This is a genomic window from Nonomuraea sp. NPDC001684, from assembly GCF_053596515.1.
The window spans coordinates 1-10,085 of record NZ_JBSFGJ010000341.1 but is presented as its reverse complement, the minus strand read 5'-3'; the positions used below and the strand labels follow the sequence as shown (position 1 = coordinate 10,085).

Here is a 10,085-nt window from a genome sequence, read left to right as displayed (position 1 = left end):
GGCGGCGCCGAGCGCGGGCGAGTCGGCCCCGTCGGCGGCGAGCGTGACGACGGACGGGCCGCGCGCGTGCCGCCGGATCCAGTCGAGCCCGGCCAGCACGTCGGCCAGCGAGCCCGACCCCGCGCAGCCGAGCACCCGCACCGAGGCGATCCTGGCCTCCGGCGCCCGCGAGGCGACGGCCCTGGCCACGCGCGTGCCGTGCCCGCCGCAGTCGCGCCCGGTGCCGCCGGTGGCGTCGAAGGCGCGCCAGGCCCGGTCGCCGAACTCGGCCCGGGTGACGTCGACGCCGGTGTCCACGACGAACACGGTCGTGCCCGCGCCCGAGTCGGCGCCCGAGTCGGTGTCCGTGTCGGCGTCCATGTCGGGGGCGGGGGCGGGCGCGTCGCCGGGCATGGCGTGGATCTCGCGGTCGGGCTCGACGGCCAGGACCCGGCGATCGGATCTGAGCTCGGCCAGCTCGCCGACGGTGAGGAAGGTGGCGAAACCCGGCAGAGCCTCGGTGTAGTAACGCCGTACCCGCCATCTCACCTCCGCGACGAGGTCCCGGGCGTCCGCGCGGCTGCGGGCCGTGACGATGTAGGGCCGGGTGGGCTCGGAGGCCGAGGGGCGCAGGGCGAGTCCGGAGGCGGGCGTCATGGCGAGAGGGACAGCGGTCGTCGCGGCCGTCGCCACGGCCGCGGCGAGGTAGACGGAGGGTAGGCCGAATCGTCGGGGCACGAGTTACGAGGATGCCTGTCGCGCAGGTCACAGGAACAACGGGACACGCGCTCGCGTCTATTCACGAGGAAGCTCTTTACCGTACGCATGACCAGAGGGGACTGATCCGGGGGATGACCGGCGAGCAGCGGAAGTTCGAGCTGAGCGTGCCACAGATCCTCGGGAGCGCCCTCGCCGCCGTCACCGCCGCGGTGGCCGCCTCCTACCTCGGGGTGGCGGGCACCGTGATCGGCGCCGCCGTGGTCAGCATCGCGAGCACGGTGGCCAGTGCCGTCTATACGCACTATCTCAAGCGCACCGGCGACCGGGTCAAGCAGCACACGCTGTCCGCGTGGCGCGAGGAGCAGGAGGAGGGGCAGGGCCTGCTCGCCGCCGCCGCGAACGCCACCCCGGCCGCGGGCGAGGAGACCGCCGCGCACGCCACCAGGGCCGCAGGGGAGCAGACCGCCGCGCACGCCGTCCGGGGAGGCGGCGGCCAGGGGCATGACACGCTGGTCATGCCGGTCGTCGAGCCCGCCGGGCGCGGCGGGCTGCCGTGGCTGAAGATAGCGGTCGCGGCCGCGCTGGTGTTCGCGGTCAGCATGGGCGGCATCCTCGCCTTCCAGGCCCTCGACCACCGGACGCTGCACGAGCGGGTCACCGGCGGGCAGACAACGGTGAAGGAGCAGCAGCGCGCCCCCGTCAAGGATCAGGGGCACGACCGCCAGGACCGCGACGACCGGCCGATCGGTCCGACGCAGTCGCCGACCCCGACCCCCACCCCGACGCCCACGGACACGCCGCGCACTCCGCCGCCCTCCGGGACCGGCGAGCCGAGTCCGAGCGGCACGCCGACGCCCACGCCCACGGACACGGTCGAGCCCGTCCCCGAGACGCCCGGGCCCGGCGAGGAGGAGCAGGAGCGTCCCGACCCGGGCGAGCAGCAGTCCAGCGCGCCCCCGGCCACGACGCAGCCGGACGAGCCGCCGGCGCAGCAGGAGGGGCGCTAGCCGAGCACCACGTCGAGATAGTCGTTGGTGAACACCCGGCGCGGGTCCAGCCGGTCGCGCAGCGCGACGAAGTCGTCGAAGCGGGGGTAGACCTTGCGCAGGTACGCGGCGTCCCGGGTGTGCATCTTGCCCCAGTGCGGCCGGCCGTCCAGCCGGTTCATGATCTCCTCCACGCCCTCGAAGTAGGCGGGGTTGGGCGTGGGCCGGTAGATGTGGCAGGCGACGTAGGCCGAGTCGCGGCCGTACGCGGTGGACAGCCAGGCGTCGCTGGGCGGCGTGACGCGCACCTCGACGGGGAAGGTGATCTTCCAGTCCATCCTGTCGATCAGGTCGCGGGTCTCGCGCAGCGCCTGGGCCAGGTGCTCGCGCGGTACGGCGTACTCCATCTCCAGGAACCGCACGTCCCGGCGGGCGGTGAACACCTTGTACGAGGTGTCCACCGCCTCCGAGTCGCCGAGGGCCGCCGCGCTGATCGCGTTGATCCGCGGGATCAGCGCCGGACGCCGCCCGCCGACGGCGCAGGCGGCGCCGAAGACGGTGTTCTCCAGGAACACGTTGTCCAGCCAGTGCTTGAACGGGCTCGGCGGCCTGGCCGGGCCCGCGTCCCTGTTGTTGGTCTTGACCAGGCAGGCGTCGGTGTGCGGCAGCCAGAAGAAGTCGAGGTGCTCGTTGGCCGAGGTCAGCGAGTCGAGCGAGGCGAGGATGTCGGTGAGCGTCATCCTGCGCCGGCGGTTGCGCAGCAGGAACGCGGGCTCCACCCGGAACGTCACGGCCGTCAGCACGCCCAGCGCCCCGAGACCGACCCGGGCCGCGTCAAACAGGTCCTCGCCGGGCACGGCCGTGGCGACCGAGCCGTCGGCGAGCACCAGCTCCAGCTCGGTGACCTGGTCGGCCAGGCCGCCGCTGTCGCGCCCGGTGCCGTGGGTGCCGGTCTGGATCGCGCCGGCGACGGTCTGCTCGGTGATGTCGCCCATGTTGGCCAGGGCCAGCCCGCGCTGGTCGAGCAGCTCGTTCAGCACCTTGAGCGGCGTGCCGGCCAGCACCGTGACGCGGTCCTCGCCGGCGGACCTGATGCCGCTCAGCTCCTCGGGGCGCAGCATGATCCCGTCGGTGAGGGCCACCCCGGTGAAGGAGTGGCCCGTGCCGACCATGCGCAGGCGGCGCCCGGCGGCCGAGGCGTCCCGCACGGCCTGGACGACGTCCGCCACGCTCGCGGGGGTGCGCACCTCGGCAGGGGCGCCCGTCTGATTCCCGGCCCAGTTAGTGAAGACCATGAGGCGCCCCTCCGAGCGTCGTTCCGATTAAACGTGAACGATACTCACTTCTCCCAGCCTTCGGGAACCGGGAAAATCTGACCGGGCTGCAGGTTCTGCTGCTTGATCACGTCGGAGACCGTGACCAGCTGGTACCCCTTGGCCTGCAGCGACTTGACGATCGAGGGCATGGCGTCCACGGTCTGCTTGACCCAGTCGTGCATGAGGATGATGCCGTCGCGCTCGGCCACCTCAAGGGTCTTCTTCTTGATGGCCTCGACGTTCTTGGTGTCCCAGTCGTGCGAGCCGGCCGTCCACAGGATCATGGGCATGCCGAACTCGGTCGCGACGTCCGACACCTGGATGTCGGCCAGCCCGTACGGCGGGCGCAGCAGCTTGGGCTCGACGCCCGCCGCCTTCTTGACCGCGTCCTGGGTCTTCTTGATCTCGCTCCTGATGACCCCGGCGTCGATCTTGGTGAAGTCGGGGTGCTTGTAGCTGTGGTTGCCCACCTCGTGGCCCTCGGTGACCATGCGCTTGACGAAGGCCGGGCGGCTGTTCACGTACTGGCCCTCCAGGAAGAACGTCGCCTTGGCGCCGTACTTCTTGAGGGTGTCCAGCAGGGTGCCCGCGTACTGGCCGGGCCCGTCGTCGAAGGTCAGCGCGATGCACTTGACCTGCTCGCAATCGACCTCGGCCTTCTTCGGCGTCTGGGCGAACGCGGGCGCGGGAGCCAGGGTGACGCAAACTGCCGCGATAGCTAGAAGTGAAGTGATTTGTCGGGACATAGCAAAGCTTCCGGTGTGATGGGTGTTGCGAGGGATAACTCCCGACCGTAGCGGATCAGCTCTTCAGGGGTGAAGGCGTGTCCGGAAGTCTCAGCAAACCCGAACCTCCGACGCCCACGACCGCCGCCAGGAGCGCCGCGCACACCGCGAAGCCGAACGCGCTGGACGCGCCGAAGGCGTCGGTGAGCTGCCCGCCCGCCCACGCGCCGATCGCCACGCCGAACCCGATCGAGGTGGAGATCCAGGCCATGCCCTCGGTGAGCAGGGACGGCGGGACCAGCCGCTCGGTGAGCGAGAACCCGGTGATGAGCGTCGGCGAGATGGCCAGACCGGCCACGAACGCCACGGCGGCCATGATCCACGGGTCGTCCACGAGCAGGATCGGCAGCAGGCCCACCACGAACACGCCCAGCGCGCGGATGAACCGGGCGCGCAGCGAGATCCGCCACTCCCGCGAGCCGAACCACAGCCCCGACACCATCGACCCGCCCGCGAACGCCGCCAGCAGGAATCCCGAGGCGCCCTTCACGCCGTGCTCCTCGGCGAAGGCGACCATGATCAGGTCCACCGAGCCGAACACCGCGCCGAGCCCGAGGTAGACGCACGCCAGCAGGGCGATGCCGGGGATCAGGATGGGCGTGCCGCCGGCCGTCCTGACCGGTTGCACGGGTGGCTGCGTACGCCGCTGCGCCGCCAGGGCCAGGCAGCCGCCGAGCATGCACACCAGCGCCACCAGCAGCCCCGCGTACGGGTTGATCGCGGTGGCCAGCACGGTGACGAGCGCGGGCCCGGTGACGAAGACGACCTCGTCGGCCACGGACTCGAAGGCGAAGGCGGTGTGCAGCGTCCCGGTGCCGCCGTGGATCGTGGACCAGCGGGCCCGCACCATCGACCCGATGGACAGGGAGGACGCGCCGATCAGCAGGCCGGAGACGTACAGGGTCCACTCGGGCAGGCCGAGCGCGGCGCTGAGCATCAGCGCGGCCATCGCCAGCGCGTTGACCACCGAGAAGGGGGCGATCACCCGGTTCTGGCCGAACCTGTCCACCAGCCGCCCCGACAGCGGCGCCGCGATCGCGAAGGCCACGTTGGTGGTGGCGCCGACCGCGCCGGCGGTGGCGAAGGACCCGGTGGCGGTGGAGATCAGCAGCACGACGCCGATGCCGAGCATGGACATCGGCATCCGGCCGACGAACCCGGCCAGCACGAATCCTTTGACTCCGGGCCCGTTGAACAATCCCCGGTAAGGCCCGACCACGCTGTTTCCCCCTTACTTGGCGCCCCCACGATGGCGCACCGTCTGTCCGGATGGCAAGTGATATTTCCGGTGAGTGGGTTAACGTGTGGCTGATGTCCGGTCTTCCCTCTCTCCGCGCGGTCCTGCTCATGGTGCTCGGCGTGCTCGTGGTCACCGCCGTGGCCGGGGGAGTCGTCGTGCTCATGGGCGATGACCTGGTCAGAACGGCCCAGGAGCCGGTGCGCAGGCCGATCACCCGCGCGGTTCCGGAGGCCGCTCCCCGCCTCGACCAGCTCGTACCCACGACGGCGCCGGTCAAGGATTTCGGCCAGGGCGGCCCGGGCGTCACCGTGACGCCGCCGCGCGTGCTGGCGATCGCGCCCGCCACGGTCTCCCGGCGGACGAGGCTCGCTCTGGGCGCGCTCAAGCACGTGCAGAAGGCCGCCGTCGTGGACGCCGGCGCGGTCAAGGTCGCCGGCACGTCGCTCAACCTGCTGGCCGTCGACCCGGCCGACTTCCGCTCCTGGACGCCCCAGCCCGTCGCCGACCAGCCCGCCGTCTGGAGCGCGCTGGCCAGGGGCGAGCTGGTCGCCGAGGCCGGCACGACGCGCAGGTACGGCATGATCCTCGGCGCGATGTACCAGGTGGACGGCGGCCCGAGACTCCGGGTCGCGGCCTCGGCCACGCTCGGGCTCTCCGGCGTGGACGGCCTGGTCAGCCTGGAGGTGGGCAGGTCGCTCGGCTTCGCCAAGGGCGTCGCGGTGCTGCTGCACGGCAAGCCGGGCACGATCGCCGAGGCCGGCGTGCGGCGGCTGCTCGGCAAGGGCGCGCAGGTCGTCGTGCTCGACGCGGCCAGCCGCACCCAGCGGCAACAGCAGCAGCAACCGCAGCGGCAACAGCAGCAGCCGGTCACCGTCGGCCGCCCGAACAGCTACCTCGACCTCTACAAGGCCGCCGCCACCCGCTGCCCCGGCCTGTCCTGGACGGTGCTGGCGGCCATCGGCCAGGTCGAGAGCAGCCACGGCCGCAACAACGGCCCCTCCAGCGCGGGCGCCCTGGGGCCGATGCAGTTCATGCCCGCCACCTGGAAGCACTACGGCGTGGACGGCGACGGCGACGGCAAGGCCGACATCTGGAGCCCCTACGACGCGGTGCCCGGCGCCGCCAACTACCTGTGCGCCAACGGCGCGGGCAAGGGCGGCGCGAAGCTGCGCAAGTCGATCTGGTTCTACAACCACTCGTGGGACTACGTGGACAAGGTCATGGGCATCGCCGAGGCGTACGCCCGCACCTACGCCTGAGGCCGCCCGCCGGGCCGGGCCGGGCGCGGGCAGCAGGTGAGCGGGCACGCGACGGGCTCCGGCTCGTCCATCAGCTCCCTGACCATGCGCACGAACGCCGGATGGGTGCCGGCCGTCGCCGCGCGCTCCATCGGCAGGCCCAGCTCGGCGGCCACCTGCCGGGCCTCGGTGTCGAGGTCGTAGACGACCTCCATGTGGTCGGAGACGAACCCGATCGGCACCAGCACGACCGAGCCGGCGTCCGTCTTGCGCAGGAAGTCGCACACGTCGGGCTCCAGCCACGGCACCTGCGGGGGGCCGCTGCGCGACTGCCACACCAGGTGCCACGGCTCGTCGCGGCCCAGCGCCTGGTTGACCAGCTCGGCGCTGCGGCGGAGCTGGGACTCGTACAGGCCGCCCGAGGGGCCGGCGGTCTCGGCCATCGACACCGGGATGCTGTGGGCGGTGAACACCAGCCGGGCGTCCTGGCGGCCCAGCCGCTCCAGCGCCTGGCGCGTGTGGTCGGCCATCGCCGCGACGAACCCCGGATGGTCGCCGAAGTGCCGCATCTTGATCAGCTCGGGGCCGCCCTCGACGGAGATCCTGGCGATGTCCTCGTAGTACTGGCGGCAGCTCGAATATCCGGCGAACGCCGAGGTGGCGAAGACGGCGGCCCGGCGCACGCCGTCGGCCGCCATCCGCCGCACGGTGTCCTCGCCGAAGGGGTGCCAGTTGCGGTTGCCCCAGTAGACCGGCACGCCGGCGACCGGGCCCAGCGCCTCGACCAGCTCGCGGTTCTGCCGGTTGATCGGGCTGACGCCGCCGAAGCCCTGGTAGTGCTCGGCCACCGCGAGCAGCCGCTCGCGCGGCACGCCGCGCCCCCGCACGACGTTCTCCAGGAACGGCAGCACGTCGTCGGGACCCTCGGGGCCGCCGAACGACAGGACGAGCAGAGCGTCGTAATCAGCCACGTGTCAAGCCTAGTCAGGAGAGCGGGCGGTCCGGCCCGAGGGAGGGTGCGGAGGCGCGGAGCGCGGTGTCGCCCGCGGAGCGCCGGTGACCAGGTAGGTTCGATCGAGTGAGCGCATTCGATGACATTCGTGACTATGTGGCCATTCCCCGGGTCCTCTCCCTGAAGCTCTCGCCTGACGGCTCCCGTCTGATCTCGGCCGTGCAGGCCCTCAATCCGGACGGAAAGTCGTACGGCACCGCGCTCTGGGCGATCCCCCTCGACGGCGAGCCGTACCGTCTGACCCGTTCCGCCAAGGGCGAGACGGCCGCCGTCTTCACCGACGCTGGGGACGTGCTGTTCACCTCCGCGCGCCCCGACACCACCGTCAAGGACGCGACCGACGAGGTGCCCGCGCTGTGGCTGCTGCCGCGCGCCGGCGGCGAGGCCCGCCAGATCGCCACCCGCCCCGGCGGCATCGGCGCCGCGCGCACGGCGGGCGACGTGGTGGTGTTCGCCTCCGACGTGCTCGACGGCGACGAGTCGACCGAGGAGGAGCGGCGCAAGGCCCGCAAGGACGCCGGGACCAGCGCGATCCTGCACGAGGGCTACCCGGTCCGCTACTGGGACCACGACCTCGGCCCGGCCCGCACCCGGCTGTTCACCGGCCGGCTCGGCGCCGACCGCCTGGAGGACGTGCGCGAGCTGACCCCCGACGCGGGCGAGGCGCTGCGCGAGGCCGCCTTCGAGCTCACCCCCGACGGCTCCACCGTGATCGTCACCTGGCGCAGGTACCTGTCCGGCGGCGACAGCCGTACGGACCTGGTCGCCATCGACGTGGCCACCGGCGAGCGGCGCACCCTGCTCACCGACGAGGCGCACGACTTCGGCGGCCCGATCGCCGTCTCGCCCGACGGCACGCGGGTGGCCTGCGCGCGCGAGCGCATCACGAGCACGGACGTCTCCGTCCGCGTGGAGCTGTGGATCGCCGACCTGGCCACCGGCGAGGGCCGGGCCTACGCCCCCGACCTGTTCCCGATGGACCTCGCCTGGGCCCCCGACTCCTCGGCCCTCTACCTCGTCGCCGACCACCAGGGCCGCCGCCCGGTCTTCCGCGTCCCGCTGGACGGCGAGCACACCAGGCTCACCGGCGACGACGCCGCCTACCTCGGGGTCAACGCGAGCGCCGACGGCGCGTACGTCTACGCCCTGCGCAGCAACATCGCCCTCGCCCCCGCCCCCGCCAGGATCGACGCGGCCACCGGCGAGATCGCCGACCTGCCCTCGCCGGCCCCGCGCCCCGAGGTGCCGGGCACGCTGACCGAGATCTCGGCCACCGCCGACGACGGCGCGACCGTGCGCGGCTGGCTCGTGCTGCCCGAGGGCGCCTCGGCCGACAACCCGGCGCCGTTCCTGCTGTGGATCCACGGCGGACCGGTCGCGTCCTGGAACGACTGGCAGTGGCGCTGGCAGTCGTGGATCATGGCGCAGCGCGGGTACGCCGTCCTCATGCCCGACCCCTGCCTGTCCACCGGCTACGGCCAGGAGATGATCGACCGTGGCTGGGGCGCCTGGGGCCCGCGCACCCAGGCCGACCTCGACGCCATCGTGGACGTCGCCCTGGCCAGGGACGACATCGACGACGAGCGCGTGGCGGCGATGGGCGGCTCGTTCGGCGGCTACATGGCCAACTGGCTGGCCGGGCACACCGACCGCTACCAGGCCATCGTCACCCACGCCGCGCTGTGGAACCTCGACCAGTTCGCCGGCACCACCGACTCCTCGCTGTACTGGCAGCGCGAGTTCGGCGAGCCCGGCTCGGAGCGCTACGACCAGCTCTCCCCGCACCTGGGGCTCGGCAAGATCACCACCCCGATGCTCGTCATCCACGGCGACAAGGACTACCGGGTGCCGATCGGCGAGTCCCTGCGCCTGTGGTGGGACCTGCAGCGCACCGACGTCGAGTCGAAGTTCCTGTACTTCCCCGACGAGAACCACTGGATCCTCAAGCCGGGCAACATCGTCGCCTGGTACGAGACCGTGCTCGCCTTCCTCGCCCAGCACGTGCTCGGCGAGGAGTGGAAGCGCCCGGACTCGGTGGCCTGATGACCGACTTCCTGCGGCTGGCCGAGGACGTCGCCCGCGAGGCCGGGGACATGCTCCTGGCCAAGCGGCCCACGATGTCGGAGGACGTCGAGACCAAGTCCAGCCCCACGGACGTCGTCACCATCCTGGACAAGGCGTCGGAGGAGCTGATCCGCGAGCGCGTCCTGGCGGTCCGTCCGGACGACCGGTTCCTGGGCGAGGAGGGCGGCGAGGCGCCGGGCGCGTCCGACGTGCGGTGGATCGTCGATCCCGTCGACGGCACCGTCAACTTCCTGTACGGCCTGCCCGACTGGGCGGTGTCCATCGCCGTCGAGGTGGCCGGGCGGGTCGTGGCGGGGGTCGTCAACGTGCCGGCGCGGGGCGAGGTGTTCACCGCCGCGCTCGGCGAGGGAGCCTGGCTGGGCGGCGCGCGGCTGCGCTGCAACAGCGGGGTGCCGCTGGCCCGGGCGCTGGTCGCGACCGGGTTCGGCTACTCCGCGCCGCGCCGCGAGGTGCAGGGACGGGTCGTGGCGGCGGTGCTGCCGCGGGTGCGCGACATCCGGCGCGGCGGCTCGTGCGCCATCGACCTGTGCTCGGTGGCGGCGGGCCGGGTGGACGCGTACTACGAGCGCGGCACGAACGCGTGGGACCACGCCGCGGCCGGGCTGGTGGCGACCGAGGCGGGAGCCCGGCTCGGCGGTCTGCACGGCCGGCCGGTCGGCCCGGAGTTCGCGCTGTGCGCGGCTCCCGGCCTGTTCGAGGAGCTGCACGACCTGCTCGTGCCGCT

General features: G+C 72.6%; 9 protein-coding genes. 4 read left to right on the top strand and 5 right to left on the bottom strand.

Going from position 1 to position 10,085, the window contains the following annotated elements; genetic code table 11:
- A partial coding sequence (locus tag ACWCSD_RS38620; protein ID WP_449922347.1) for a protease inhibitor I9 family protein occupies positions 1-717 on the bottom strand: 717 nt, incomplete at its 3' end.
- 113 nt (positions 718-830) lie between these two features.
- Between ACWCSD_RS38620 and ACWCSD_RS38615 the strand changes: the two genes are divergently transcribed.
- The gene (locus ACWCSD_RS38615; protein ID WP_449922345.1) at positions 831-1,706 is read left to right on the top strand and encodes a hypothetical protein; all 876 of its coding nucleotides are present in this window, start codon (positions 831-833) and stop codon (positions 1,704-1,706) included.
- On the opposite strand, the gene ACWCSD_RS38610 is transcribed toward ACWCSD_RS38615, so the two are convergent.
- Genes ACWCSD_RS38610 through ACWCSD_RS38600 form a run of 3 tightly spaced genes read right to left on the bottom strand, consistent with a single transcriptional unit; the run spans position 1,703 to position 4,954 of the window.
- Entirely contained in the window at positions 1,703-2,980 is a 1,278-nt protein-coding gene (locus ACWCSD_RS38610; RefSeq protein ID WP_397163495.1) for a D-arabinono-1,4-lactone oxidase, read from the bottom strand. The two genes, ACWCSD_RS38615 and ACWCSD_RS38610, sit on opposite strands and share 4 nt — an antisense overlap.
- A gap of 44 nt (positions 2,981-3,024) precedes the next feature.
- Positions 3,025-3,747: a polysaccharide deacetylase family protein gene (locus ACWCSD_RS38605; protein WP_449922343.1), complete on the bottom strand. Its 723-nt coding sequence runs from the start codon at positions 3,745-3,747 to the stop codon at positions 3,025-3,027.
- A gap of 55 nt (positions 3,748-3,802) precedes the next feature.
- Entirely contained in the window at positions 3,803-4,954 is a 1,152-nt protein-coding gene (locus ACWCSD_RS38600; protein ID WP_397163499.1) for an MFS transporter, read from the bottom strand.
- Between the two features lie 143 nt (positions 4,955-5,097).
- Between ACWCSD_RS38600 and ACWCSD_RS38595 the strand changes: the two genes are divergently transcribed.
- On the top strand, positions 5,098-6,285 hold the full coding sequence (locus ACWCSD_RS38595; RefSeq protein ID WP_358284604.1) for a lytic transglycosylase domain-containing protein: 1,188 nt from the start codon (positions 5,098-5,100) through the stop codon (positions 6,283-6,285).
- Here the strand turns inward: ACWCSD_RS38595 and ACWCSD_RS38590 are convergent.
- Complete coding sequence (locus ACWCSD_RS38590; protein WP_449922340.1) at positions 6,276-7,235, bottom strand: ferrochelatase; 960 nt, start codon at positions 7,233-7,235, stop codon at positions 6,276-6,278. The genes ACWCSD_RS38595 and ACWCSD_RS38590 overlap by 10 nt on opposite strands.
- A gap of 137 nt (positions 7,236-7,372) precedes the next feature.
- Between ACWCSD_RS38590 and ACWCSD_RS38585 the strand changes: the two genes are divergently transcribed.
- A complete protein-coding gene (locus ACWCSD_RS38585; protein WP_449922349.1) occupies positions 7,373-9,319 on the top strand; it encodes a prolyl oligopeptidase family serine peptidase in 1,947 nt (648 codons plus the stop codon).
- Positions 9,319-10,085, top strand: a 767-nt coding sequence (locus tag ACWCSD_RS38580; protein ID WP_449922338.1) for an inositol monophosphatase family protein, incomplete at its 3' end; no start/stop codon positions are given. The genes ACWCSD_RS38585 and ACWCSD_RS38580, both read left to right, overlap by 1 nt.

Bases quoted from the DNA above. Each gene is read 5' to 3' on its own strand.
- ACWCSD_RS38610 (WP_397163495.1), bottom strand. From the start codon at position 2,980: ATGGTCTTCACTAACTGGGCCGGGAATCAGACGGGCGCCCCTGCCGAG.
- ACWCSD_RS38605 (WP_449922343.1), bottom strand. From the start codon at position 3,747: ATGTCCCGACAAATCACTTCACTTCTAGCTATCGCGGCAGTTTGCGTC.
- ACWCSD_RS38595 (WP_358284604.1), top strand. From the start codon at position 5,098: ATGTCCGGTCTTCCCTCTCTCCGCGCGGTCCTGCTCATGGTGCTCGGC.
- ACWCSD_RS38615 (WP_449922345.1), top strand. From the start codon at position 831: ATGACCGGCGAGCAGCGGAAGTTCGAGCTGAGCGTGCCACAGATCCTC.